The sequence below is a fragment of the Mucilaginibacter sp. genome, assembly GCF_041663085.1.
Classification (GTDB): Bacteria; Bacteroidota; Bacteroidia; order Sphingobacteriales; family Sphingobacteriaceae; genus Mucilaginibacter.
Genome location: NZ_JBAZRC010000003.1, coordinates 106,962 through 133,671, shown reverse-complemented (window position 1 = coordinate 133,671; position 26,710 = coordinate 106,962). Strand labels below are relative to the sequence as shown.

At 42.5% G+C, this 26,710-nt stretch carries 26 protein-coding genes and 1 other RNA gene; 10 read left to right on the top strand and 17 right to left on the bottom strand.

Annotation, left to right across the window (positions count from 1 at the left end; all coding sequences use genetic code 11):
- The 4 genes from WC615_RS02465 to WC615_RS02450 form a co-directional block, all read right to left on the bottom strand.
- On the bottom strand, window positions 1-1,215 hold a 1,215-nt coding region (locus WC615_RS02465), incomplete at its 3' end, for an alpha-L-fucosidase (protein WP_372976558.1).
- Window positions 1,216-1,320: 105 nt separating this feature from the next.
- Window positions 1,321-2,649, bottom strand: a complete 1,329-nt coding sequence (locus WC615_RS02460) for a BamA/TamA family outer membrane protein (protein ID WP_372976557.1) — start codon at window positions 2,647-2,649, stop codon at window positions 1,321-1,323.
- A 170-nt stretch (window positions 2,650-2,819) separates the two neighbouring features.
- Complete coding sequence (locus tag WC615_RS02455) at window positions 2,820-4,274, bottom strand: TonB-dependent receptor (protein ID WP_372976556.1); 1,455 nt, start codon at window positions 4,272-4,274, stop codon at window positions 2,820-2,822.
- 104 nt (window positions 4,275-4,378) lie between these two features.
- The gene (locus WC615_RS02450) at window positions 4,379-5,668 is read right to left on the bottom strand and encodes a DUF5690 family protein (protein WP_372976555.1); all 1,290 of its coding nucleotides are present in this window, start codon (window positions 5,666-5,668) and stop codon (window positions 4,379-4,381) included.
- 99 nt (window positions 5,669-5,767) lie between these two features.
- Here WC615_RS02450 and WC615_RS02445 point away from each other — a divergent pair, with 99 nt between their 5' ends.
- Both WC615_RS02445 and WC615_RS02440 read left to right on the top strand, forming a co-directional pair.
- Window positions 5,768-6,214 (top strand): DUF3095 family protein, encoded by a 447-nt coding sequence (locus WC615_RS02445; RefSeq protein WP_372976560.1) that lies wholly within the window; start codon window positions 5,768-5,770, stop codon window positions 6,212-6,214.
- A complete protein-coding gene (locus WC615_RS02440; RefSeq protein WP_372976554.1) occupies window positions 6,214-6,636 on the top strand; it encodes a BLUF domain-containing protein in 423 nt (140 codons plus the stop codon). Before WC615_RS02445 ends, WC615_RS02440 begins: the two co-directional genes overlap by 1 nt.
- A gap of 6 nt (window positions 6,637-6,642) precedes the next feature.
- Here WC615_RS02440 and WC615_RS02435 read toward each other — a convergent pair whose 3' ends face one another.
- The 8 genes from WC615_RS02435 to WC615_RS02400 all read right to left on the bottom strand — a co-directional run bounded on the left by WC615_RS02435 (window position 6,643) and on the right by WC615_RS02400 (window position 11,473).
- Window positions 6,643-6,864: a hypothetical protein gene (locus tag WC615_RS02435; protein ID WP_191174773.1), complete on the bottom strand. Its 222-nt coding sequence runs from the start codon at window positions 6,862-6,864 to the stop codon at window positions 6,643-6,645.
- A gap of 133 nt (window positions 6,865-6,997) precedes the next feature.
- A complete protein-coding gene (locus WC615_RS02430) occupies window positions 6,998-7,159 on the bottom strand; it encodes a hypothetical protein (protein WP_372976553.1) in 162 nt (53 codons plus the stop codon).
- Between the two features lie 91 nt (window positions 7,160-7,250).
- Window positions 7,251-8,630: a sigma-54-dependent transcriptional regulator gene (locus WC615_RS02425; RefSeq protein WP_372976552.1), complete on the bottom strand. Its 1,380-nt coding sequence runs from the start codon at window positions 8,628-8,630 to the stop codon at window positions 7,251-7,253.
- 189 nt (window positions 8,631-8,819) lie between these two features.
- Window positions 8,820-9,195: RNase P RNA component class A (gene rnpB / locus WC615_RS02420), an RNA gene on the bottom strand.
- A gap of 307 nt (window positions 9,196-9,502) precedes the next feature.
- Window positions 9,503-9,925, bottom strand: a complete 423-nt coding sequence (locus WC615_RS02415) for a cytochrome c (protein WP_372976551.1) — start codon at window positions 9,923-9,925, stop codon at window positions 9,503-9,505.
- Complete coding sequence (locus WC615_RS02410) at window positions 9,925-10,584, bottom strand: SCO family protein (protein WP_372976550.1); 660 nt, start codon at window positions 10,582-10,584, stop codon at window positions 9,925-9,927. The genes WC615_RS02415 and WC615_RS02410 overlap by 1 nt, the downstream gene beginning before the upstream one ends.
- Window positions 10,581-10,991 (bottom strand): hypothetical protein, encoded by a 411-nt coding sequence (locus WC615_RS02405; protein WP_372976549.1) that lies wholly within the window; start codon window positions 10,989-10,991, stop codon window positions 10,581-10,583. The genes WC615_RS02410 and WC615_RS02405 overlap by 4 nt, the downstream gene beginning before the upstream one ends.
- A 17-nt stretch (window positions 10,992-11,008) precedes the next feature.
- Window positions 11,009-11,473, bottom strand: coding sequence for a DinB family protein (locus WC615_RS02400; protein ID WP_372976548.1), 465 nt, complete (start codon window positions 11,471-11,473; stop codon window positions 11,009-11,011).
- A gap of 295 nt (window positions 11,474-11,768) precedes the next feature.
- On the opposite strand from WC615_RS02400, the gene WC615_RS02395 reads away from it, so the two are divergent.
- Complete coding sequence (locus tag WC615_RS02395) at window positions 11,769-13,124, top strand: GH1 family beta-glucosidase (protein WP_372976547.1); 1,356 nt, start codon at window positions 11,769-11,771, stop codon at window positions 13,122-13,124.
- Here the strand turns inward: WC615_RS02395 and WC615_RS02390 are convergent.
- Both WC615_RS02390 and WC615_RS02385 read right to left on the bottom strand, forming a co-directional pair.
- On the bottom strand, window positions 13,092-15,215 hold the full coding sequence (locus WC615_RS02390) for an ATP-binding protein (RefSeq protein WP_372976546.1): 2,124 nt from the start codon (window positions 15,213-15,215) through the stop codon (window positions 13,092-13,094). The genes WC615_RS02395 and WC615_RS02390 overlap by 33 nt on opposite strands.
- A gap of 78 nt (window positions 15,216-15,293) precedes the next feature.
- Complete coding sequence (locus WC615_RS02385) at window positions 15,294-16,475, bottom strand: acyl-CoA dehydrogenase family protein (protein ID WP_372976545.1); 1,182 nt, start codon at window positions 16,473-16,475, stop codon at window positions 15,294-15,296.
- 356 nt (window positions 16,476-16,831) lie between these two features.
- Here WC615_RS02385 and folB point away from each other — a divergent pair, with 356 nt between their 5' ends.
- From folB to WC615_RS02365, 4 genes are all read left to right on the top strand, one after another.
- Window positions 16,832-17,188, top strand: a complete 357-nt coding sequence (folB, locus tag WC615_RS02380) for a dihydroneopterin aldolase (protein ID WP_372976544.1) — start codon at window positions 16,832-16,834, stop codon at window positions 17,186-17,188.
- Window positions 17,189-17,199: 11 nt separating this feature from the next.
- Complete coding sequence (locus tag WC615_RS02375) at window positions 17,200-18,600, top strand: FAD-binding oxidoreductase (RefSeq protein ID WP_372976543.1); 1,401 nt, start codon at window positions 17,200-17,202, stop codon at window positions 18,598-18,600.
- Window positions 18,601-18,725: 125 nt separating this feature from the next.
- A complete protein-coding gene (locus tag WC615_RS02370) occupies window positions 18,726-19,037 on the top strand; it encodes a hypothetical protein (RefSeq protein ID WP_372976542.1) in 312 nt (103 codons plus the stop codon).
- A 2-nt stretch (window positions 19,038-19,039) separates the two neighbouring features.
- Entirely contained in the window at window positions 19,040-20,848 is a 1,809-nt protein-coding gene (locus WC615_RS02365) for a histidine kinase (RefSeq protein ID WP_372976541.1), read from the top strand.
- A 78-nt stretch (window positions 20,849-20,926) separates the two neighbouring features.
- Here WC615_RS02365 and WC615_RS02360 read toward each other — a convergent pair whose 3' ends face one another.
- Window positions 20,927-21,373: an acyl-CoA thioesterase gene (locus tag WC615_RS02360; protein ID WP_372976540.1), complete on the bottom strand. Its 447-nt coding sequence runs from the start codon at window positions 21,371-21,373 to the stop codon at window positions 20,927-20,929.
- Between the two features lie 135 nt (window positions 21,374-21,508).
- Between WC615_RS02360 and WC615_RS02355 the strand changes: the two genes are divergently transcribed.
- The gene (locus WC615_RS02355) at window positions 21,509-21,946 is read left to right on the top strand and encodes an Hsp20/alpha crystallin family protein (protein WP_372976539.1); all 438 of its coding nucleotides are present in this window, start codon (window positions 21,509-21,511) and stop codon (window positions 21,944-21,946) included.
- Between the two features lie 518 nt (window positions 21,947-22,464).
- Entirely contained in the window at window positions 22,465-23,025 is a 561-nt protein-coding gene (locus WC615_RS02350) for a DUF6252 family protein (protein WP_372976538.1), read from the top strand.
- 7 nt (window positions 23,026-23,032) lie between these two features.
- On the opposite strand, the gene WC615_RS02345 is transcribed toward WC615_RS02350, so the two are convergent.
- The gene (locus tag WC615_RS02345; protein ID WP_372976537.1) at window positions 23,033-23,506 is read right to left on the bottom strand and encodes a DUF4112 domain-containing protein; all 474 of its coding nucleotides are present in this window, start codon (window positions 23,504-23,506) and stop codon (window positions 23,033-23,035) included.
- A gap of 59 nt (window positions 23,507-23,565) precedes the next feature.
- Window positions 23,566-24,519 (bottom strand): helix-turn-helix transcriptional regulator, encoded by a 954-nt coding sequence (locus WC615_RS02340; protein ID WP_372976536.1) that lies wholly within the window; start codon window positions 24,517-24,519, stop codon window positions 23,566-23,568.
- Between the two features lie 96 nt (window positions 24,520-24,615).
- Here WC615_RS02340 and WC615_RS02335 point away from each other — a divergent pair, with 96 nt between their 5' ends.
- Entirely contained in the window at window positions 24,616-26,706 is a 2,091-nt protein-coding gene (locus WC615_RS02335) for a TonB-dependent receptor plug domain-containing protein (RefSeq protein WP_372976535.1), read from the top strand.
- The last annotated feature ends 4 nt before the right edge of the window (window positions 26,707-26,710 follow it).

Below are 26,710 nucleotides of genomic sequence, written 5' to 3'. Positions count from 1 at the left end.
CATAGTACCGGGCACTGTTAATTGGATACCCGCATCTGTTTGCTTAAAGCGTACCGCTACACCATTAAACAGGCTGGCTTTGTTAACCCTAAAATTTGGCATCGCCGGTATGGTAATTGTGTTGCCGGTTGTATTAAATAAATGGATATACACCTTATTGCCATAGCGTGTACTGGCAAAATTATCATTAGGTACGTAGGGGCCACCTTTGGTATTATATATGCTGCTGCCATACTTATTCATCCATACGCCGATCTCCTTAAGCCTGTGTACCTGCCGTTCTTCTATACGGCCATCCATCATGGGGCCAACATTAAAAAGCAGGTTGCCGTTACCGGCGGCTGTTTTCACGAGGGTTTGGATACACTCCTTCAGCGTTTTCATTTTATCGTTTGGTTTCCAGGCCCATTGCTGGCAAATGGTTATGCAGCTTTCCCAGGGTTCATTCATATTTAGCTGACCAATACGCTGCTCGGGCGTTAAATAATCCCCAACCGATTCGCTATTTAGTACCTCGCTAACTTTCCCCAGGCGGTTATTTACCAAAATTTCGGGATTCAGGCTTTTGATGTAATCGTATATCTCACGGCCGTCAGCATTTGTCCATGGCTTTTCCCAATAGCCATCAAACCAAAGCAGGTAGGGGTCGTATTTAGTAATCAATTCCTTAAGTTCATCCTTCATGGTTTGCTTAAAGGCCTGCATATTTCCTTTTACATTTTTGGTAGAGTCGTTTGGGTCGCGGATAGGGTAATTATCATCATGCCAATCCAGCACGGTGCAATAAATGCCAAAGGTGACGCCATGCTTTTTACATGCCTTTGAAAGTTCGGCTACTATATCACGTTTAAAGGGCGAGTTCATGATATTATATGGCGATGCTGCGGTTGGCCAAAGACAAAAACCATCGTGGTGTTTTGCGGTGATGACCAGGTATTTCATCCCGGCATCTTTCGCTGTCTTTACCCAGGCATCGGCATTAAATAAAACGGGGTTAAATTCTTTATACAGGCTGTCGTAATCGGCCTGTGCTACTTCTTTGTTGCGGCTCCAGCCAATTTCCGCACCGCGTAGTGTTACAGGCCCAAAATGAATGAACATGCCAAAGCGTTTGTCCATAAAACCGGGCATGTTGGCTTTTGGTGTTTGCTGGGCAAAACACAGAGCAGTAACAATCAACAATATACAGGTAGTGCAGTATCTTTTCAGGTACATCGGTTTACTTTTAGTAACAATAATTGGTTACAATAAAAGTAGGGGTGCTGCTTACCCGTGTAAATGGATAATACAAATAAGATAATGGATTATGCTTTGCTCAACTTAAAAAGCCTCGTTCAAACCCAGGAAGAATCCGCGCGCGCCATATTTGCCCCAGGCATAATCAAGGCAAAGGTTGGTACGGGTAGCTTTGTTGAACAGTACACGTAAACCACCACCATAACCCGGTTGCCATTTCTCAAATAACTTAGTGCCCAGATCATCGTTAGCAGTTTGCAGGTTAAAGAAGGTAACGCCGCTTATAAATTTATTCTTTAAGATAGGGAAGCGGTATTCAACTTCAGAATAGTTGTATTGGGTGCCTTTAAAATATTGATTAACATAGCCGCGGCCACTTCGAAACGAGCCATCTCTGCCGGTGCCAGCCAGTTCGAGATAAGGTACGGCACCACTAAGCAAATATGATCCCCAGTTCCAGAAAGCGATCACATGTTCGGGGTGACTGGTAGAAAGGCTGATATATTTTCTAACATCGGTTGTAAATTGCAGTGCGCCTCTTGAACTGCCCAGCCAGGTTTGGTTTAAACGTAACCCGGCATCTGCATAAATACCTTTATAAGCGCGGTTCTGGTTATCGCGGGTGGTGTACTGCACATTAAATAGCAACCCGTTTGCTGAATAACCATCATCATCGAAGCCGTTTCGATCGTTATAAATTCTATAGGGTGTTTGGTCTGTCGCTGTAGTATTCCTTTCCTCAATATTCCTCCTGACATCGAACGATGCGCCAGCGCCAACGAAAAGTCCTTTTTCTATCTCTTTATATACTTTTTCGCGTAAGTTGAAATAAAGGGAGTTAAGCGCACGGCCCTTACGCGCGGGGTTAGTTAATATCTCATTTTCCGGGCTGTCGTAATTACCATTGCCAATACCTAAACCATAATCCGGACTAACAGTTTTAGCCACTACAAGACTGCCCTGAAAGTTATACTTGTTACCCGGTGTAAAAATATTATGGTTAACATAAAAGTAAATAATACCTTTTGTGGTGATGGAAGCAGATGTGGCGGCTACCGACAAAAAGGTACCTGGCTCGTTGCCCAATACACGGCCTGCAACAGCCTTAATACCAATCTGCGACCCGATAGTTGGGTTAGAAGCGATGTTGGGTATAATAGTGATACCTGATGGCTTTTTCTTTACAGAATCGGGCTTGGCTTTTGGGTGTAGTATTTTATGGAACAGATCGCCAACATCATACTGGCCAGATAGGTTTTCGGCATGTTTACTAACTTTTACCGTATCGTTTTTTAAGGTATCAGTAGCACTGGTAACCTGACTGTATGCAAGGCTGTTAATGCCTGCAAAAAACAACACTAATAGTATCTTATATAAAGCAAAACGACTTGCACGATGTGGTATATGGTTCAATCTTGTAATTATCAATTTATAATATTTTAATAAATGGTTTTAACCTTAAAGGTAATTTTTAACGATAATATCCACTTAAGTGTTTGGTATATATGTTATATATGACCTTTATATGATTATTAGATATAATAATCATTCCACAAGTTACGGGCTTTGCAAAAATATCCGGTTTATATATTTGCTTCGGTTTTATTGAGCGTATCTGCAGAGTAACCGAATAATGACCGGGCTTTTATTACTGCGGCAACCTCAACGGGTACATACTTTTCCCAGCCCGGAGTACCTTGTTTAATAAATTGCAGCACTTTATCGGTTTCTATCTGCAGGTTATTTTTGTTATAATGCTCAATATCCTCAATTTTATTATTGGCAAGCAGGTATTGGTACAGGTCTATCAAATGTGGCGGAAGCGAAAACTTCTGCGTATTCCATATCTCGCCATCGCGCAGGGTAGGGTAAATAAACAGCTTTACCTTACGGCTAAACAGGGTAGCGAAAGATTCAAGGATCCCACCCGGCAGGTCTTTATAATGCTCTTCCGAAAAAATATACTCCAGGTTGGGATAGCCCAACACAACACCCATTTTAAGTTTGGTAATTTTAGACAGGTACGACACCAGTTTATAGTACTCATGAAAATTAGAAATAAGCACCGTTTGGCCTAACGAACAAAGGATATCCACCCGATCCAGAAAATCCTTTTCGTCTATTTCGGCATTAATATCGGCGTCCCGTTCTTTTAACGATTGCAGCGTAAGCTCGGTAACCACAACTACATTATTGCTATCTACATCCGGCTCGCCCATAAACTGCTCAACACCTGTATTTATCATATCCAGATGCACATTGATCAGCGGGCGGAAACGGCCGCGTACAACCACGATATGTTTTTTGTACAAAACTTCAGACGGCTGCAGGTTCTTACCATCAGGCCCAAACACCGCCGCATCAGAAAACCCGAATTTCACCAGATGCAAACTCATCAAACGGTTATCTACTTTATTAAATCCCGGCCCTTCAAAACGGATCATATCAATCTGGATACGGTCTGTGTTCAGGTCGTCCATCAATGATTGCAAAAAAACAGTAGGGTATTCGTGGTAATAAAAGCAGGCATATATCAGGTTTACCCCCAAAACGCCTACAGCTTGCTGTTGCAGGTTGTTATCGTTATCAAGCAACTTAACGTGCAACACAACATCATGATATTCGCCGTTGGGTTCCATCTGGAAACGGAGGCCCATCCAGCCATGGCCTTCATTGGTTTTATGATAGTTAAGCGCAGAAAATGTTGCCGAAAAAGCAAAAAAGGTAGAAGTATTTCCGCGCGACTCAGCCAGACGCTCCATGATCAGGCTGTACTCATGGTTCAGCATCGACATGAGCCTGTTCTCGCTTACGTACCTGCGTACCTGCTGCGCACCGTATATGGCATCAGAGAAAACCATATCATAAGCCGACATGGTTTTGGCTATAGTACCCGCCGCGGCACCCGCTTTAAAAAAGTTAGCAGCAACGTCCTGTCCGGCACCAATCTCGGCAAATGAACCGTAGATGGTAGGGTCGAGATTAATAGCAAGGGCTTTTTGTTTGGTGCCGATATTTTTATTGTGGATGATGCTCATGAGGATGGCGATATTTAGGATAGCTTGTATAAAATACAAATACCCGGTACACAAGTTTTAATGAACTAAGCGCCCAAATATACTAAATAACCGAGTTTAGAAATTTAAGGCGTACGTAACTTTTTAAACTTTTGTGCGAAATAAATGGCCGAGAATATTGTAAGGAACAACCCAATTGCCGATAAACCCATTACACTGTTCGAAAAAAAACTCACCCAGTTCAGCTTCACTTTAAATACCTCTTTGGCAAACAATACGCCTACGCTGCCAACATACCCAAATGAATCGGCAAGGTATATCAGGAAGCCCACATTACCTGCATATCTGAACGTAGCGATAAGCCTTTCAAAAAACACGGCATTGAAGGGGATATACACCATATACAGGCCAAGGCCTACAAGCGTCATCCACCAAACGGGTAGTAAATTGCCGCTAATAAACATCCATGTTGATAGCCCCGCCAGTAAAAACCCGATACCGATAAATACATGCGCGGTTATCAATGCCTTATAGCTGTTCCGTATCATTACCATGCTGCCAATAAGCACCAGGATGACAAGCGTAATAGGGGTTTCGGTTTTTGAGAAAATAGCCGGCTGATTAAAAAAGCCCATTTCTTTCCACATTTCGGCACTAAAATTATCGCGGATATCCCTAAAGATGGTAGCGAAAGTATAAATAAGGATACATGCGGCAAGCCCGGGTAAAAACGAGCGGACAAATGTGTTGCGTTGTGCTTTGCTCATGGGGGTACGTTCCATCCGGTCGGCAATGTCTGTGGCATCTGGTGGGGGTATCTTCTCCATCAGGTAAATAAACAGCAGGAGCGGGCCGGCAAACAAAAGTCCGGTACAAAATGGTGCCCAAAATTCGGTAACACCAAAATTCAGCATCAACCAGCCTGCAGCCGATTTTACAAATCCCGAAGCAAAAATAAAGCTTACAGCCAGCGTAGCACCAATAAAATCGGTACCGCGGCGGCCCTCTATGTAAGAAAATACAACGCCCCAAAGCATCCCCAGCGGGAAACCATTGATAAACAAAAACACAATATTGTAAGGCACAGGCACCAACGCAAAACCCAGCCAGCTAAACCAGGCTATGCCCGTAAGTAATATAATAACGCTGCCACGGCGGGTGCGTTTAAGCTCGGCAATGTATTTTACGCCATAAAATTTGGCCAGCATGTAACCCAAAACCTGGCTTATCACCAAAAGCGTTTTATAGCTATAACCGGCAACGGTAATACCATCAAACGTTGCCGCGGTGAATGATTTACGAAACCCGAAGATCATAGTGTAAGCCAAAAAAACCGAAACGGCAGCGTAGATATTTACCTGTAGAGTACTGGCGTTTATTTTAGTAGGTTTTATGGGCATAGGTACCTTTTTCAATGTAATGTAGCAATTTTTGCGGGATGGCAGTCGGCATCCTTTAGTAAAGTGATGAATAAGATAGATGAGATATACGGCCCGCCGTGAAAACGACAGCCCATATCTGTAGCACAATTAAAACTTAAAACTACTTTTAGTAATTTAGGGGCCGAAATGCGTTTCAGGCTGGGGCAGGTTAAATGGTTTAAATTGATCACAACCTGGTTAACTACACTGTATGGCCACATTTATTTCAGGACACGACGTGGCAGAAAGTATTTAAAGAGCCTGGTAGAAATGGTTGATACACTGGTGATTGATGGCAAAATCAATACGGTTATATCAGGAACCATCAAACAGCGTAAAGAGCTACAGCAAGCGTTGGATGAACTGGAGCAGGATAGGGCAATATTATACGGGCTGCACATCAGCAGCGCCTCCATAATGTCGTATGTACGCGACCTGGTAGACGGGCACATCCATTTTGTTGATGGCTCGGAAGGTGGGTATACGCAGGCTGCCAAAGTACTAAAGGAAAAAATACATTTAAACAATTTACCCAATTGATGAAAAATATAGTTTACATAAGTACCGCTGTTAAATTAATGCACGAAAATCAATTATTAGACATTTTACACAATGCACGACAGCATAACGCGGCGCTTAATATTTCGGGCGTTTTATTATATTCAGAAGGGACATTTATACAGGTTTTAGAAGGAAAGGACTCCGTTATTGATGCGCTTTACTCGAGGATACAAGCCGACCAGCGCCATAAAAATGTGATAAAACTAATTGATGAGCCTATTGCCGAAAAAAGCTTTTCGCAATGGCTAATGGGTTTTGCAGTAACAGACAGTACAAAAACAGAAAAATTAGTGGGCTATTTAAAATCAATAAGCGACCTTGATTTAAAAAGTGGCAAGGGCAGCGCCATTGCCGCCATTAAAACCTTTATAGAAAGCAATCAACTTGCTGTAAATTCATAATTCGTGCTAAAACCTGGGGATCTCCGGCCCGTCATATGGTTTTTCCATCGCAATGGCTATCATATTTAAACGATGTCTCGAACGGGTATCGGTTGGGTCGGCCATCATCATTTCAAGGTTTCTATGTACCGCTTCTTTTACAAAATGCTGTGTAGAAGCCCTGTCAAGGCGTAAGGTTTCGGGTAACTTAGCGTGTTCAAAATAGGCAATCAGTTCCTCATCTGTCATGCGGCAAAAGTAACAATATGCGGTGTATGGTGGGTAATTAAATTGACAATATAGCCATCATGATATACTGCACTTGATTATTCTGAAGAGCCTTCTAAAAATTCAGTATTTCTTCGTCGAAAATATCCACTGCCTATTTACTTATAAATGGTTTGTGTGATATTACAGCTTTGGCCATTGTTTGCTGAATTTTGTATAAACGTGTTGCAAATTCAAAACGTTCTTTATAAGATCGTTTTAACCCTACTTTTAAAAGTGCTATTTCTGCTTCGGAAAATGTTTCTTTATTAGCCATTGCATTTCTTTTTCACTTTATAAAGTTACAAAAAAAGCTAATGACAACTGTAAGTCATTAGCTTTTTTGTACTATGATCGATAGTGTTGGTCTATTCCCCCCGTTTCAATCCAAACTTCTCTATTTTACTATACAGGTGACTGCGTTGTATATCAATATCGTCGGCCGTTTTTGATACGTTCCAGTTGTTTTTCTCCAGTTTAAACTTGATGTACTCGCGTTCGGCGTAATCCTTGTATTCCTGGAAATTAGTGAACTGGTCAAAATCTGTTTGTGGCGCTGCAGCCGCACCAGCAGTGGCAACTACCGGTGCCGATGGATTAGCAAAGGCCTTCACATCATTCTCGGTAATAGTTTTATCGCTCAGGATGATCAAACGCTCAACCATATTACGCAGTTCGCGGATGTTACCCGTCCATGGCAGGGCTTTAAGGGCCTCTAACGCTGCATCAGATACCTTTTTAACCGGCATGCCATACTCGTTACAAATTTCTTCCAGGAAGCTCTGCGTAAGCAGGGCGATATCGTCACGGCGCTCGGTAAGTGGTGGTACATGGATCAGGATAACACTCAGGCGGTGGTATAAGTCCATGCGGAAGTTACCCGCTTCGATCTCTTTAAGCAGGTCCTTATTGGTTGCCGCCACCACGCGTACATCCACATCAATCTCTTTTTCGCCGCCAACACGGGTAATTTTACTTTCCTGCAGGGCACGTAATACCTTAGCCTGTGCCGACTGGCTCATGTCGCCGATCTCATCAAGGAAAAGGGTTCCGCCATTGGCGCTTTCAAACTTACCTATACGTTGTTTTATAGCCGAAGTAAACGAGCCTTTTTCATGGCCGAACAATTCGCTTTCAATTAATTCTGATGGGATAGCCGCACAATTCACCTCAATGATGGGCCCGTTTGAGCGGTTAGATTTTTCGTGCAGCCAGCGCGCAACTAATTCTTTACCACTACCATTGGCACCGGTAACCAGTACACGTGCATCTGTAGGGCCAACACGCTCAATGGTTTCTTTAATACGCACAATAGCCTGCGATTCGCCCAAAATAGGGCGCACTTTTGATGCCTTACGCTTTAATACCTTGGTTTCAACAACCAGGCTCCCCCTGTCGAGGGCGTTGCGTACGGTGATGAGCAGGCGGTTAAGATCAGGCGGTTTTGATATAAAATCGAACGCGCCTTTTTTACTGGCTTCAACAGCGGTCTCCACCGTGCCGTGGCCTGATATCATGATGAAAGGAAGATCAGGCTTGATAGAAAGGCCTTCTGTAAGCACTTCCATACCATCCATGCGGTTCATTTTAATATCGCACAGTACCAGGTCGTAATCATTCTTACGGATAAGCTCAAGTCCATCCACACCGTTGTCTACGTCTTCTACGGTATAATCTTCGTATTCCAGTATCTCACGAAGGGTGCTGCGGATAGACCGTTCGTCATCAATTATTAAAATTTTCGCCATGGTTATTTAAACTGAAAACAGGTAGTAATGTTTGCGGCTAATATAGAAAAATGTATAGTATTTAAAACACTTTATTGTTAGCGAATGGCTGATTGAGTGAAATAGGTGTATAGTTATGGTTTTCAGACAACAATTCCCCAAAATCAATGAAGCGGTAATAATCGAAAAGCCCCCATAAAGGGGGCTTTTCTCAGCAGCAAATCTGTAAGCCGGGTTTTGTACTCCCGAATGAGAGCTTCTATCATTAATCTGGCCCTGCCGTTGCCGGCATGATCTATCAACCTACCCATTCTGACATTCCGTTGCCGGACATGGATGCGAGCAGCACCGCTTTCAGAACCTATTTGGTTTTTCAACTCCTGAGGTTTACCGCGATCCCGATCGCCCGGAAAAGCCGTGAGCTCTTACCTCACGTTTTCACCCTTACCCTTGCGGGCGGTATATTCTCTGTGGCACTTGCTGTCGCCCGCTGCGGGCGCCTTCCCGTTAGGAAGCAGGATGCTCTATGTTGCCCGGACTTTCCTCTCACCGACTACGTCGGCACAGCGATAGAACGTTTTGCGGGTGTAAAGGTAAGGATTTAAGTATTATCTCTCGCAAAGACGCAGAGAGGCTATAGTAACATGTTAAAATAGAAGCCGTTATTATTGTATAAAATCTTAAATTCTAAGATTCTTAGTCCCATCGGGACTTGTGCTGGGTAGAAGCATCACAGAAGCGCGAAGCGTTCCTATAGGAACGCCTGATTTGTTTTAAACACATCTGCTACCAACGAAATGTACCTAGCGGTACATCAGCATATGTTTGTGTGCCGATGCTTACGCAGAAAAAAACTACCATTTATTGCGTCTTAGCGTCTTTGTGTAAATAATTTATTTACACTTCGCCAAATCGGCATCAGCTTCCTCAAAGGCAATAGTTCCCATTTTGTTGCCGAATGAGTTGCCAACATAAGTAAGCAGCTTGGCTATTTCTATGGCAGTCAGGTCAACATTGGCTGGCATGGCACCTTCATAAGCTTTGCCGTTTATAGTAATAATGGTTTCTTTGATACCGTACTTAATAAAACAGCCCAGTTTGGCCTTGTTTTTTTTAAGATAGGCAGTATCTGTAAGCGGGGGGATAAGGTTTAGCAAACCTTCGCCTTTGGCACCGTGGCAATTCTGGCATTTACTTTTATAGATTGCAGCACCGCCGGTATAATAGCGCTTAAAATCCTGTTCGGCATCGCTTTGGCAGGAAACCACTACCACACAAAGTAAAAGCCCGATAAAAGCAATTATCCTTAACTTCATTATTGGGCTATCTCGGTATTAACTTCGGCGCGCAGTATTTTTATATCTTCTATCAGCCTGGCAACCTGCTTCTCGTCGGTGCCATCGTAATATCCGCGGATGCGTTTCTGCTTGTCAACCAATACAAACCATCCCTGGTGAACGTAGCCACCGGGGGTGCCATCATCCTGTTTTACAGCAACCAAATAGTTTTTTTGGCCAAGCTCATAAGTTTGCTCCTTATTGCCTTGCAGCAGCCACCAGCTATTCCCGCTTATGCCCAGCTTATCGGCATATTTTTTCATTACCGCAACGCTATCATGTTTAGGGTCAATAGTGTGCGAAATGATCTTAAAGTCGGGTACGTTTTTGAATTCGTTATACACGTTAAGCATGTTACGGTGCATAATGGGGCAAATAGAAGGGCAGGTGGTGAAAAAGAAATCTGCCACATAAATATCGCCCTTCAGGCTGTTTTGGGTTATGGTATCGCCATACTGGTTTACAAACTTAAAATCGGGTATGGTTTGGTACACGGTATCTACAATCTCTTTACCATTCACCGTTTTAGTTACCGCTTCGCGGTTGCCCATAATAGGTAATTTTGGCTTATCGGCATCGTTAAACTTACAGGCGGTAAACGTTAATGCAATAAGGGCTAACCCTATCAATTTCTTCATTTGGTTTTGTTTTGTTTAATGAATTTGCTTGCTGCGGCTACAGTAACATTAAAGTTGCTGTCAATAGCGTCAATCTTTTTTTTCTGATCGGCAAGGTAGGTCATGATCTCCTGATGGCTTTTACCTTTGTTTTCTGCATCAAACTCGTGCATCCAGGTTTCCATATTGGCATCAGCAGCATCCAGCGCTTTGCTATGTTGTGTTGCCTCGGCGGTAATCTCGGGCGTTTTGTTTTGTTTAATAAGGGTGTCCAGCTGCATTTTATTGATCATGATCAGTTGGTCTTTACTCATCACACGGTCATGTACTTTTATAACCTCGTTAAACAGGTCTTTCTCTTGCTTCTTGGTATCGCTACAGCTAAATATAATAAAGCTTAAAAACAGGGCGGCAATAATTTTTTTCATTGTGTTTATGGTAAAAGTTATACTGTTTGGTTTAAGTTTCTGAGGTAAAGTACGTAATCTAACCCGGGCAGGGTTGCCCCATCCATTTTTAAAATTGTACCAATTTGCGCTCTGTGGTGCGTACCATGGTTTATTAAATGGGCAAGTATATCGCTTACGGCACTCTTAAAATCACCAACAGAGTTTTTGTATTCAATAACCACATCAAAATCATCCGGCTGCATCGCTTCCATGTATGCCAGAAGCTGCTGATAGTTGTCATCAATAATGGTGGTAAACGCTTCTGCCGGCCAGTCGGGCCAAAGCGGTGTAAGTGGCGCCGAGATTTTTTTGAGGCGTTTTAACCAGGTTTGCTGTGCAGTTAGCAAATGTGCCATAATCTCTACAGGCTTACCTGTAGCACCGGTTTGTATGATAAGCTCTGCTATTTTTGTATTAGCAAAATGATCGTAATTAAGCAGGCGGATAAAATAGCTTTTCATTGGCTGTAAAAGTAAACATCATTCACTAAATAAATTAATGTGCAAGCTACAATTTGTGTTAACATTATAATAATGATACGCTGATGATAACTACACACTGCCACGTTATATTTGATTAAACATTAAATACAACATCATGAAGATCATCACAAAGTTAGCCGCCATTATAAGCGACCTGCGCGAATGGTTGTTTTTAAAAAGCATGCGCTCATCATTCATGCACTAAGTTTTTTTAAGTAACGCTTTATTTATACAATAATAATGTACATTTTGGGCTTTGCATCAGCTCAAATTAATGGATACAAATAACCCCGATCTGCTTCTCTCTAAACAACTTTTTGGCGATGATTTTGCCTGGGGGGTATCTACTGCCGCCCTGCAGATAGAAGGATCATGCGATGCCGATGGCAAAGGCACATCTATATGGGATACTTTTAGCGCCCGTAAAGGCAAAATCTTAAACGGTGATAAGCCAACTACAGCCTGCGATTTCTATAGCCGTTACACGGACGATATTGACCTTGTAAAAGAGCTTAACATACCAAACTTTCGTTTCTCTATAGCCTGGAGCCGCATTTTGCCTGATGGAACCGGCCGCATTAACCAGGCGGGGATAGACCATTATAATAAACTCATTAATTACTGCCTGCAACAGGGTGTTGAGCCCTGGGTAACCCTTTACCACTGGGACCTGCCGCAGGCGCTTGAAGATAAAGGCGGCTGGACAAACCGCGAAATTGTAAACTGGTTTAGCGAATTTGTAACCATTTGCGCCCAAAGTTTTGGCGACCGGGTAAAAAACTGGATGGTAATGAACGAGCCTGCGGTATTTACCGGTGCCGGCTATTTTTTGGGCATCCATGCGCCGGGCAGGAGCGGGCTGCGTAATTTTTTACCTGCGGTGCACCACGTGGTTTTAAGCATTGTGGCAGGGGCAAGGATCCTGCGAAAAATATGCTCCGATGCGCACATAGGTAACACGTTTTCATGCTCGCATATTGAGCCTTATGCCAATACGCCCAAACACATCAACGCCGCCAAACGTGCCGACGCACTTATAAACCGCCTTTTTATTGAACCCATATTAGGATTAGGATACCCAACAGATGATGTTACAGCCCTTAAAGGCATTTATAAATACCACCAACCGGGCGATGAAGATAACATTAGCTTTGATTTTGATTTCATCGGGATACAAAACTACACACGCGAAATTGTTAAGTATTCGTTCTTTACTCCGTACATCGGCGCAAGCTTAATAAAAGCCGAAAAACGGAATGTAGAACTCACCGATATGAAATGGGAGGTGTACCCCCCGGCTATTTATCATATGATCAAAAAATTTGATGCTTATCCGCAAATAAAAAAGATCATCATTACAGAAAACGGAGCGGCCTTCCCGGATACGCATACCGATGGCATAGTTCATGACCCTAAACGGGTAAAATACCTGCAAACGCATTTACAACAGGTGTTAAAAGCCAAACAGGAGGGCTGTAAAGTAGCAGGATATTTTGTGTGGACGCTTACTGATAACTTTGAATGGGCCGAAGGCTATCATCCGCGCTTTGGGCTTATTTATATTGATTTTGATACCCAGCACCGGGTTATTAAAGCATCAGGACACTGGTATGCTTCCCTGTTGCGGTAAACCGGTAGATAGATTATATACCGAAATGGGCAGACTGATAAAAAAGGTGGTGCCAATATTAGTATCGCTCTCAAACCAAATACGGCCGTGATGTTTTTCCATGATCTGCCGGCAAATGGATAAGCCTAATCCAAACGACTTTTCGCCGGATGTACCGGGCCTTTGGGCGCTGGTAAACATATTAAATACCTGGTCTTTCAGCTTATCTGGTATACCTATACCGTTATCTTTTACGGCTATAATTATTTTTGTATTTACTTCGGCAACTTTTACATGGATAGTGCCGCCAGTGGGGCTAAATTTAATAGCATTACTGATAAGGTTGCTGATAACCCGCCATATTTTTTCGCGGCTGATGTAAAGATCCTGTTGTTTATCTAAAGTATCAAGAATTATCTTCTGGCCCTTTTCGGCTGCCTTAAAACGCAAAAGTTCAACGCTGTTGCTTACCAGCGAATTTATCTCTACCGGTTCGAGGTTTAAATCTACCGATGCCAGGTTTGTAGCTTCCAATATCTCGTTAATCAGTTCAAGCGAGTTAAGCGAGGTTTCCTGAACCAGGTTTATTAATTCCTTTTGTTCGTCGGTGTATTCATCATCGGCCATCATGGCTGTTAATGAAGCTATGCCGCCAATAGGGTTACGCAGATCATGCGCTACGGTGCGCAAAATACGATCTTTCTCCTGGCTGCTGCTGTTCAGTTCTGTAAGTGCTTTTTCTAATATGTGGTTTTGCTCGTTTATTTGCCTGTTTAGGATGTTCACCGTTTGCACATCTTTTTTTGATCGTTTCCAGTTTCTGTAAACCAAAAGGATAATGATGAGCGCCATTGCGGCGAAGAAAATGGTAACATACAGATAAATTACCTGTAGTTTATTGTCGTTACTCAAAGCATCAATTTCATGCTGCTTTTCATAATTGGCCAGTTGCTGGTTCACATCTGTTTCCATTAGCAAACTTGCGCGCTGGGTAAGCGAATCTTTTAAAATGTTATACCGCTGTATGTGTGCAATGGCTTGCTTTAAATCATTTTCCTTTACAAAGTAATTGCCCAGCAGGCGGTTATAATCAGCTTCAACCTCATCATTTTTAGTACTATCAAGCTGTTTACGCAGGGTACCAAGCAAGTTTATCAGCGAATCTTTTTGCTGAAGGTTAAAATAGATCTGGCCAAGTTTTATCTCGGTTAGTTGGGCATCATGGTTATCGTAACCATTTTGCAAATTTATAGCAATGCTTTTTTTGAGCAGCTGAATTGCCTGGGCATATTGCTTTTTAGCGATATAAATATCCGCCTTATTACCATAAACAACTCCGCGGGCCGATTCGAGATGTTGTTTTCTGTCGGGATATAAATAAGCTTTCTCATTGATCAGCGATAAGGCCTTATCAAAATACATAATAGCGCTATCAGGCTGGTTAAGATGGCGATAGCTTAGACCAACGTTATCCCAAAGTTCCTGCCGGCGATAAAAGAAAACAAAACCATCACCCGATTTTTCAAAGAATTTATACGTATCCTTAAAATAATTTAATGCAAGCCGGTAATGCCCTTGTTTATACATGATCATGGCCATGCGATAGGTATAATCGCCAAGTGCCTCTTTATTGAGGTAATTTTTGCCAATAAGATACCCCTGGTAATATGATTGATATGCCTCAGAGAATCGTTTCAGGGAAAAAAGCGCATCGCCCCGGGCAAAGCTGGCATCGGCTATATTATAAAAGTATTGCTTTGTTTTAGCGCTTTTTGAGTTTACAGCAAACATACTGTCTGTATATGCCAAAGCCCTGTCAAATTGCCCTACTGTTTTTTGATAATAAACAAAATGATATCCGTAAAAACGGAAACGATCATTGATAGTAGGGTTGGCTATTTTGTTAAATGCGGTATCAAGTGCAAGCAACCCTTCTTTTACTTTTTCTTTAGACCATGAAAGTTCAATTTGATTACGGGCCTTTTCAAATTCCTCAGAATAACCTTCTTTATCATTATTCTTTTTTCCGCAGGCCGAAAAAATGATCAGAAAAGTATAAAGCCAAACATGCCCTGGAATATATTTGGCAAACTGGTCTTTAAAATTAATCAACGTAGTAGGGAATTATCGTTACACAAATATAATATTAAGCGGCAATTTCTACTACTTTAAGCTATAAATTATATGCAGCTATTTAAAAGCATTCTCGCCCGTAACGTCCATCCCTGTAATCAGTAAATGGATGTCATGTGTACCTTCATACGTAATTACCGACTCAAGGTTCATCATATGTCGCATTATTGGGTATTCGCCGGTAATTCCCATACCGCCAAGCATCTGGCGCGCTTCACGTGCTATGTTTATGGCAATTTCAACACTGTTACGTTTAGCCATCGATATCTGTGCGGCGGTAGCACGGCCTTCGTTCTTTAAAGTAGCCAGTCGCCAAACCAACAGCTGACCCTTGGTTATCTCGGTGATCATTTCGGCCAGTTTTTTCTGCTGCAGTTGGAAACCGCCTATAGGCCTGCCAAATTGTACGCGCTCTTTTGAATAGCGCAGGGCAGTATCATAACAATCCATAGCAGCACCTAATGCGCCCCAGGCTATGCCGTAACGTGCCTGGTTTAAACAACCCAGCGGGCCTTTTAAGCCCGATACATTTGGCAACAGGTTCTCTTTTGGCACTTTAACATTATCAAACACCAGTTCGCCGGTGGCCGATGCACGCAACGACCATTTATTATGCGTTTCGGGCGTAGTAAAGCCTTCCATACCGCGTTCAACAATCAAGCCGCGGATCTTTCCCTCTTCATCCTTGGCCCAAACAATGGCTATATCAGCAAAAGGAGAGTTAGAGATCCACATTTTGGCCCCGTTTAAAATATAATGATCGCCGGCATCTTTTATGTTGGTAACCATACCACCGGGATTAGAGCCGTGGTCGGGCTCGGTTAAACCGAAGCAGCCCATCAACTCGCCGCTGGCCAGTTTGGGCAGGTATTTATGTTTTTGTTCTTCGCTGCCATAAGCGTTGATAGGAAACATCACTAATGAACCCTGTACCGATGCGGTTGAGCGGATACCCGAATCGCCACGCTCAATTTCTTGCATAATGATACCATAAGCCATATAATCCAGCCCTGCGCCGCCATACTCAACCGGGATAGTTGGGCCAAAAGCGCCTATCTCTGCCAAACCCATTAACAGGTGTTTCGGGAACTCGGCCTTTTGGGCGTAATCCTCAATAACAGGGCTTACCTCTTTCTTCACCCAATCGCGCACGCTGGCACGTATCAGCTTGTGTTCTTCGCTTAAAAGTTCGTCTAAAAGGTAGTAATCCGGTGCTTCGTACAGGTCGGTCTTAGCCATGGTTCTGATAGTTGGTTGGCCAAATATAGGGCATTTACGGGTTAGTTAAACAAGCTCAAATCGTTGTTTTTAATAAGCAGAGGCTGTTTTATGGCAAAAAGTAGGTTTAAACGGTTTAAACATATTTTTTGGTGTGAAAGTTTTTTTGAGAAAAATTTTCCAAACATCCTTATTAGGTTAACTCACCCCGCGGCACTACGTGCGCGACCCTCTCTTCGCTGCGCGGAAAGAGGGTAAAAAAATATCTTAACCCTCTTTGCGAAGCAGAGAGCGTCGGCTAGCGCAGCGTAGTCGGGGTGAGTAAAATAGCCCGTATGCAAATTTTAAACCTTCAAATATTCCATTACTTTTGAAACATGATAAATGTAGCTTTAGAAGGCGCTGAGTTTTATGCCTACCATGGTTTTTACCCCGAAGAACAAGTGATAGGCACACACTTTTTGGTTGATGTACAGGTTGGCTTTTATGCCGATATAGATGTGGAAAAAGATAACCTGAGCAATACCGTAAACTACGAGGTGCTGTATGCCATTATAGAAGAGGAAATGAAGCACACCCGTAAAGTGATAGAAAGCGTTGCCCAGGCTATACTTAACCGCATTACAACTGAGTTTATATTTATAGAGATAGCCGTAGTAACTATAAAAAAGCAAAGGCCGCCATTCCGCGGGCCACTAAAACAATCGGTTATTACGCTTAGTTACCATAAATAACATTCACTGCCATGACTACCTATACTAAAATAACGCCCGATATACTTAACCAATTAATTGCCATTGTTGGCGCGGATAACATATTAACTGACCATACCGCGATAGAAAATTACAGTCACGATGAAACCGAGGACCTGGTTTATTATCCGGAAGTTGTGGCAAAACCGCGAACGGTTGAGCAAATATCGGCTTTGATGAAGTTTTGTAACGAGCAGCTGATCCCGGTTACCCCACGTGGCGCAGGTACTGGGCTGGCTGGCGGCGCCCTGGCTGTAAACGGCGGTTTAATGATATCTATGGAGCTTTTTAATAAGATACTGGGTATTGACGAGCAAAACCTGCAGGCCACTGTTGAACCGGGTGTTATTACTGAAACTTTCATGAACGCGGTTGCCGAAAAAGGCCTGCTTTACCCGGTAGACCCGGCAAGCAAGGGCAGCTGTTTTATTGGCGGCAATGTGGCCAATTGCAGCGGCGGCCCACGGGTGGTTAAATACGGTACCATCCGCGAGTATGTATTGAACCTGCAAGTTGTTTTACCATCCGGTGATGTGATCTGGACCGGCGCCAACACGCTAAAATATGCATCGGGTTATAACTTAACCCAATTGCTGATAGGAAGTGAGGGTACGCTGGGCATCGTTACCAAAATAGTAACCAAACTTATCCCCAAACCAACGCTGGATGCGCTGATGCTGGCATCATTTGCCACAAACGAGGATGCCTGCGCTGCTGTTTCGGCCATATTCAGGGCAGGGGTAGTGCCATCTGCAGTGGAGTTTATGGAGCGCAAAGGCATTGAATGGGTGATAGAGCATGATGGCATCAATTTCGACCTGAAAGATGGGATAGGGGCTTTCCTGCTGATAGAGGCCGACGGCACCAACCAGGATGTAATATTTGCCGATTGCGAAAAAATAAACGAAGTTTTAGAACAACACAATTGCCGCGAAGTGCTTTTTGCAGATACATCCGCCCAAAAGGAGGAGCTTTGGCGCATCAGGCGTACCATGGCGGTGTCAGTAAAATCAAACTCGGTTTATAAAGAAGAAGATACTGTTGTACCACGTGCGGCATTACCTCAACTGATAAAAGGCATTAAAGAGATTGGTGCTAAATATGGTTTTGAATCTGTTTGTTACGGCCATGCCGGCGATGGAAACCTGCACGTAAACATCGTTAAAGCAGGCATGAGCGATGCCGACTGGAACAGCAAACTAAAAGATGGCATCACCGAAGTTTTTGAATTAACGGTTGCTTTAGGCGGTACATTATCCGGCGAGCATGGCATCGGCCTGGTTCAAAAGAGTTTTATGTCGCTTAAATATACGCCGGTACATTTTGCCATCTGGAAAGGCATTAAGGCAATTTTTGACCCGAACGGAATACTTAACCCCGGAAAGATTTTTTAAGTTTTTGGGTAAATTGCCCTGTTTTAATGAGTGAAGGAGTGGTTTGTATGAGTGAATTTGATAGTAAAATAAATTATAGTGCTTATCTTGCTGTTAAAATTTACGCTAAAAAACACTTTTGAGACATGAGTTCAACCAAAAAACTTTCCACAATTGCACGGGCTAAATCACCCGTTAGCTCGGCCGCTCAGTTACGCAAAACTAAATCGCCGCTTGCCGTAAATTTCTCTGTAAAAGAGGGTGCAAACCTCAATAACAGCGAAATATCTATCAAAGTAAATGGCCGGGAGATTATTGCGCAATTCTATGTAGGTGGCGAATTAGTGAGTACGCAGGCAGTACCGGTGAAAAAGATTCCTAACCCGCCGCCAATGCCTCATGATGAGCTTTTCCAGATATTGCAAAATCTGAGATTATATTTTAACATACAGCGATAGCGATGAAGCCTCCACGGTTGCTTCTAGCTACAGCGCTGTTGCTTTTATATTTTACATGTTTTGCGCAATCCAGTTTTAAGGCGCTTACAAAAGCGGCGGCTGATAGTGCGCAAGTGCAAAAGTACGATGCTGCTATAAAACTTTTGCTTAAAGCCAAAACCCTGAAGGGTATAGACACCGCCTATGCAGATTGGGTAAACACTTACCTGGGCAGTAATTACGAGGCGCTGAATAAGATCGATTCTGCTATTTACTATTATGGCGAGGCCGTAAAATACAGTGAAAGCAAAAAAGATAACGCCACGCTTGCTTTTTTGTACAACCACTTGGGGAGTATTGAATTGGTATTTACGCAGCGATATTTAAAAGCTATCGATTATCTGAACAGGCAGTTAGTTTATACCCGGCTGATGAAAGACAGCACCAGTTTGTTCGATTGTTTAAATAACCTGGGTATTGCTTATAAAGGCTTAAATAAGTATGATGTGTCCCTTTCCTACTTTAATAAAGTAAGTGCGAATAACTCTAAACATAATTCATCAAAAAATATTGCTTTGTTATTAACTGGTGATATTTATTCTTTGATGAAGAAATATCCCACTGCTTTAAATTATTACGATAAAGCCATATCAGGATTAACCATATCAAACGATAGTACCGACCTGTTTACCGCCTATGCTAACAAGGGCGACTGCCTGATGCAGCAAGATAAGCTTTATGAGAGCATCGTTTGCTTTAAAAAAGCACAACAGTTTATAACACCATATATTGCTAATGCCAACAAGGTTGCCTTGTACCATAATTTCGCTTATGCCTACGGCCGGCAAAGGGCTTTTGATAAAGCCTTTTATTTTCAAAACCTGGAGGAAGTAACTAAAGACAGTATTAATATAGATGGCATCAATAAAGCCGTTGCCGAAATGAGCGCTAAATACGAGCTGCGGCAAAAGCAGGATAGTTTGGTTATTAATAAGCAAAAATTAGTGCTCGCCGATGCCAAAACCAAAGAGAACGAACGGAACCTGATCATTTTACTGGTGGTATTGATTGCTATTACCGTCTTCTTCATCAGTATTTACCGTATCAGGCAATTGCGGTTCAAAAACTCCCTGCAACAGCAGGAAGCTGCCCAGAATGAGTTAAAACTGCTCCATCAATACCAACTATCCGAAAGCGAATTAAAGGCTATCCGTTCGCAAATGAACCCGCATTTTATGTTTAATGTGCTAAATTCTATTGAATCGTATATTATGGATAGCGACCGGAAAACAGCCTCCCGGCTGATCCAAAAGTTCGCTTCCTTAACACGGCTGATCCTCGAAAACTCTACCAAAAGCCTGGTAACTGCCGATAAGGAATGGAAGGCCTTGATGCTTTATACCGAACTGGAGGCCACCCGTTACAACCACGTATTTACCTATAACTTTATTGCTGATGAGAATTTGGAATTAAAAACACTGGTTTTGCCGCCAATGCTCATTCAACCATTGATAGAGAATGCCATTTTGCACGGTTTAATTGCCGAAAGCAGGAGTGATGCGCATTTGGAGGTGAGATTAACTAAAACAGAGACAGGTATATGTATAACCGTATCAGATAATGGTTTGGGAATGGAAAAGAGCGCTAAAATGCCCAAAAAACTTGCCGGGGTTAAAGAAAAATCTATCGGCATTACATCTATCAAAGAGCGGATAGAAATGATAAACATTCAGACTAAAACCACTGTGGCAAAGTTTAGTATTACTGCGGGTGAGAATGGGGCGGGAACAGTTGCTACAGTTTGTTTACCGTTGTTAAATGAGGTGCAATAAAAACCACGGCTTTATTGCTGTACCTGCCGAGAAGGGCATTTGCATATCTGCACATTTAAAATCCGCACATCCGCAGCATTAATTCGTATTCAAAATCAGTCTTGGCTCATCGTAATCTATCATATTCTTACGGCCTTCTTTATCTATAGATGTAGATTTATTGGTGGCATAATCATAACTGATGCACACCGTTTTGCAAGTGGTGCAAATCTCTTCGCCTTTATCAGTTACCTTGGCTAATACGTGCATTATATCAAAACTGCTATTACCTATACGTGTAACACGCACATAACAAACCAGCGTATCATCAATAGTAACCGGTTTTAAGTAATGGATCTCTGAGCGGCCAATCACTATCCCAATTTCCTTTAAATTCCATTTGGCAACATCGCGCCAGTAATTGAAACGGGCTACTTCAAAATAGGTTAGGTACACCGCGTTATTTACATGGCCGCGCGCATCGATATCCGAAAACCGGATAGCAACATCTGTTTTATACTTGTAATCGGTTAGTTTTTCAGCCATATTAAGACAGTTTGTCGGTTAAGATTGAATAGTTCAGTCATTTTGTCTTGCAAAAATGGTTTTTTACCTGTTGGTACAACAGTTGAACTCATCTCTGCAAATTAACAAAACAAAATTTAAAGGAGATATAAAACCATGACATTAGTTAAATTTAACAACGGACTAAAAAATAACGCACATCCTTTCTTTAACGATGTTTTCGATTCTTTATTGAACGACTCATACATCGGCGACAAATTAGTTGCACGTGTGCCAGCTGTAAACATTGCTGAGACCGATAACGAGTTTCACATTGAGTTAGCAGTACCGGGCTTAAAGAAAGAAGATTTCAAGATCAACCTGGATAAAAATATCTTGACCGTATCTGCCGAAAAGAAATCTGAGAATGCAGAAGAAACAAAAAAATTCAGCAAACGCGAATACAGCTACAACTCTTTCGTAAGGTCATTCACCTTACCCGATTCTGTAGACCACTCAAAAATTGAAGCCGATTACACCGACGGTATCTTAAAATTAACCGTTGCAAAAAGAGAAGAAGCTAAGTTTCAATCAAGAGAAATAGCTATAAAATAATTCGAAGAGTGTTTTCATAAGTTGGTTTAGTTAAGGGCCGCTCCTGCAAGGGAGGCGGCCTTTTTTGTATTGAATGAGCAAAGCAGTTGGCGCACATGCACGTTCATCTCAATTTACCAATACAGCTAATTATTAAATAATAATATATTCTTAAAAGTTGTATGCATTATATTATAATTCTATAATCAAATTATTATTAGCTTACATCCCCTAAACCTTTTGCCATGGCAACAATATGTAGTTTCACTTTAACGCTAATGCCATCTGCATATAAAACCTGTTAAACCATAGGGTTGTGTATATTTTTAACATTTAAAGTGTTAAATAATGTAAAAGGTTTTTGTTGTAATTTGCCCTCAAAAGCCTTTTAACGGCTGCAATAGTGCTTACAATCAATAATATATAAATTTAATGGGGTATACGCTTTAAGCAACGGGATTTACCTATTTGTTAAAATATGTAAACCGGATTTTTTTGTTTGAAATACAGTTTAGCTTAGGCTCAAAATGTATCTCAAAATGAAGAAAAACGCACTTTTCCTATTCATCATCCCTGTGGTTATCTTGTCTCAAAGCTGCAAAAAAAGCAGTTCTGCCGATACAACCCCAACACCGGTTTTCCAGGCTTACATCGGCTCACCGGTTTGGACACCCGATACCGTATCGGCAAGTATAACCTACAACGCTACAGCCAAAACAAAGGTGTTTACCTGCGGCGGTGTTAAGGATCAAAAAAAGATAGATATAACGCTAACCGACCCAACACCTGAAGATAACAGCGGCATTACATTGGGCACCTATAATGTTACGGCAAACTCTAATGTGTTATTTACTTATTCCATTCAAAAAAAGAACACGAACGGCGAATATGTTTTTGAATCATTCGGAACCGTACAGCCGGGTTCGGGTACGTTAACCATTTCGGCTGTAGACACTGATGCAAAAACCATTACAGGCACCTTTAGTTTTACATCATCAAAAACAAATTACGATGAAAATGGCGGGATAATTTCGGTTAATCTGGCATCAGTAACAGCAGGCACCATCACCAAAATGCCTTATACCTTTAAGCGCGAGTAAAGCACTATTAAAAATGTGTAAATAGCCAGTGCAGGGTAAGGTAACTAACGTAAAGTATTGCACTCATCACTACAAATAATACGATAAGTAAAATGGCTATAAGGCCATTACCGCTGCCTGCATGTTTACCTTCATTATAATGTTCTTTGAGCAGTTTGATATTGCGGGTGTTGGCTTTGATATAAAAATCAGAGATCTGACCCAATAAGGGTATAGCGCCTACTGCAGCATCTATGCTAATGTTAACAGCCATAAGTATTAGCACTTTGCGGCTTACGCCATTTTTGGCCATTACATAAAGCAAGGCTGCCGACACTACAAAGCCCGATATATCGCCGGCAAAAGGAATAAGGTTAAGGACAGGATCGAGGCCGAACCTGAAACTGGTACCCGGTATACGGAATTTATCATCCATGATGGATGCTACCCGTTCTACCCATTTCAACTGGCCGCTTAATACAACTTGCTTTGACTTATCCATGCTTCTGGTAAAGCAATAAACAAGCCGAATATTTGTTTTTAAAAATCTGGCTTAAAATACTAACCGGCCATTTTAGCCACCTGGCTGGGCAAAAAGCCAAACTTCTTTTTAAATGCAGCGGTAAAATGGTGCGGGTTTTTATAGCCTATAATTTCGGCAACTTCGCTAACGGCTTTACTATCCTGTAAAAGGCGGTAAGCATTATCCATACGCAGTTCATACAGATAACCAAAAACCGTATGGCCAAACAGGGCTTTAAAACCCTTTTTTAACTTAAAATCATTGAGGCCGGTTTTGCGGGCAAGTTCAATTAATGAGCACGGCGTCTGCAGGTTTTGGGCGATGATCTGCTTTGCTTCCTGCAGCCGTGCCACATCATCCTTGCTAAAGCCCTTTGTCGCCGCCTTAGTATCTGCCTGGTGCATTTGTATAGAGAGCAATTCCAATACTTTCGATTCGAGGTATATGCGTCGGATAACTCCCGGTTGTGCAGCCTCTGTTATTTCTTGTATAACAGCCTGCAACCGGGTGTGTTTGTAATTACCCGTTGCAATAAGCTTCGCGTTTTCATTTAATGATAATTTGATAGTATCGTTACCCATTAGCTTACTGATAAACTTACGTGTAAGGCATATGGTGAACATCCTGGCCGACCGCGTTAAAACCCATTCTGCATTTAATGCCGGGGTGTAAAAGGTATGCTGGTCACCTTCATTTAACTGGATGGTTTTAATATTTTCCAGTTGTAAGGTTAGTTGGCCGGTTTGCATAAAATTCATGAGCCAGCAAAAGCTATTGCAGCCAATATTTACGGTACATGGCTCTTTTAAAATGGCTTCGCTTTGTATAATACAGGCACCCTCAAACCATAATTCTTTGGCTTTGAATTTCCCCCAGCTTTCGGATAATTCTGTTTTACGCTCTTCAAAATGCACCGATCCTGCAAAATCAATGGGGTAGCTTAAATCCAGTTTCTTTTCTGCGGATGAAGAAGATATAAAGGTAAGGTGCATAAAATCCGTTTGGCGTTGTTTTCAATCCGTTTGGCGTTAACCAAGTCGCTAATCTTACCGCAAATTTGCATCATTATTTTTAATTAGTCTAAATAAATGAAATATATCTTCTTCTGCCTGTTATTCGTCCTGACAATAAATGCCAAAGCACAGCATGCAGATACCCTGTCTACCGATATATCAAAAACCAAAAAACTAAAAGAGGTAGTGGTTACCGCTACGCGTACTAATAAAAGCATGATGCAGGTACCTATGCCGGTAACCACCATCAGCAATAAAGAAATTAAAAATCGCGGCCTGGTACGCTTAAACGAGATACTAAACGAACAAACCGGCCTAAGTGTACTACCTGATGCACACGGGCAGGGGATACAGATACAAGGCTTCAGCCCCGATTATACCATGATCATGCTGGATGGTTTGCCGCTGATAGGCCGCACAACCGGGATCCTCGATCTATCCCGCATCACCACAAATAACATCGAAAAGATAGAGATAGTTAAAGGCCCGGTATCTTCGCTGTACGGCAGCGAGGCCATGGCCGGGGTTATCAATATTATATCGGCAACACCACCGGTAGGTGCATCTGGCAGTGTTTCGGTACGTTACGGCACAAATAAAAACGCCGATGTATCATTAAACGGCGCCTATGCTACAAAGCGATTATCCTTATCGGGTTTTGTAAACAGGTACAGCAGCAGCGGTTATACACTGGTGCCAGAATCTGGCAGCCCAACAGTATCGCCATTTTACGGGTACACGCTAAACGGCAACCTGGGTTATAAATTCAGTGACCGCACCCATATTAAATTCCAGGTGCGCGATTACACCAGTACTGCCGATAATAACTTTTTGGTTGATAATGACCGCATAACCGGTGATGGTACCGAAAAAAACCTGAATGCCTCGGCAGGGTTAACACACCGCTTTACAGATAAGTTTACGGGGGATGTGAGGCTTTATCATGCGGGCTACAGCACCAAATCTCTTTTAATAAACAACACAGATAACTCTGTTTATGACGAAACCTTTTTTGACCAGAACTTTAACCGCGCCGAACTGCAGGGTGATTACAAGATCATCAATACCTTACGCTTTACCGGCGGTGTTGGCGGGCAGGACGAAAGTGTAAAAGCTACCCGTTATAACGATAAAAAAACATTCCAGTCGGGCTATGCTTATGGGCAGGCAGACTGGACACCGTTGAAAAAACTGGATGTTATTTTAGGTTGGCGCTTTGATGCGCACAGCGTTTACCGCTCGCAGTTTAGCCCCAAACTGGCGGCCAGCTACCAGTTTAGCGACAAGTTTGTTGTGCTTGCATCTACAGGAAAGGGCTACAAAGCACCAGATTTCAGGCAGTTATACCTGAATTTTACTAACGCCATTGTGGGTTACAGCGTATTCGGTTATGAAGAAGCAGCTACCGAACTAAAGAAACTGCAAGATCAGGGGCAGATACAAACGGTACTGATAGACCCCGCAACGCTCCAAAGCCTAAATGCCGAAAGCTCTACCGCATATAACTTTGGTTACCGCTATAAGCCTTTTACCGGCCTCATGTGGACCGTTAATGTATTCCGTAACAACATTCGCGACCTGATAGATTCGCAGCCCATCGCCATCAAAACAAACGGGCAGTCGGTATTCTCATATTTCAATATTCACAATGTATACACGCAGGGCGCCGAAACAGATATCAGCTATAACTTTTTAGCCCACTGGACGGTTGCCGGCGGTATGCAATACCTGGAAGCATACGACCAAAGTGTGCTCGATAAGATAAAAGCAGGGCAGGTATTTGGTACCGACCAGGCTACCCGCGAAACCATCAAGGTGAAGAAGAGCCAGTACGGTGGTTTGCTTAACAGATCGAAATATATGGCCAATGCCCGCATTGCTTACCAGGACGAGAAAACCGGCATTATTACATCGGTACGTGCCATTTACCGCGGCCGCTACGGCTTCTCGGATGTGGATGGCAACGGTATTGTAAACCGCGATGACGAGTATGTAAAAGGTTATGTACTGTTCAACGCATCAGTATCAAAACTATTCCTTAACAACCAGTTGCGCTTACAGGTAACGGGTGAAAACATCGGCAACTACAAAAATCCCGGCGCCATCAGCAACCTGGCGGGCACACTGATATACGCGGGTGTTACTTACAATTTTAATAAACAATAAAAAT